At 60.1% G+C, this 376-nt stretch carries 1 pseudogene; it reads left to right on the top strand.

Annotated features, from left to right (window positions below):
• Positions 1-376: pseudogene (locus tag B2067_RS10830) on the top strand (class I tRNA ligase family protein); the annotation flags it as partial.

Below are 376 nucleotides of genomic sequence, written 5' to 3'. Positions count from 1 at the left end.
GATGCAGCGCAACTGGATCGGCAAATCCCGCGGTATCCAGATGGCATTTGGCCTCAAAGATCGAGCAGACAGCCTTGAGATCTACACTACCCGTCCGGACACCCTGATGGGCGTGAGCTACGTTGCCGTCGCGGCGGGCCACCCTCTGGCGAAAGAAGCCGCCGAGAACAATCCTGAGCTCGCGGCGTTCATCGACGAATGCAGCAAGTCCGGCACCGCCGAAGCGGACGTTGCCACCGCAGAAAAGAAAGGTATGGAAACCGGCTTCACTGCGATTCACCCGATTTCCGGCAAAGAAGTCCCTGTCTGGGTCGCGAACTTCGTACTGATGGAATTCGGCACCGGTGCCGTAATGGCCGTGCCCGCGCACGACCAG

This window comes from Thalassolituus sp. UBA2590, assembly GCF_002339775.1.
Taxonomy (GTDB): domain Bacteria; phylum Pseudomonadota; class Gammaproteobacteria; order Pseudomonadales; family Oceanobacteraceae; genus Thalassolituus.
Note: the sequence above shows the minus strand (reverse complement) of the source record. Positions and strands in the feature narration are given on the sequence as shown.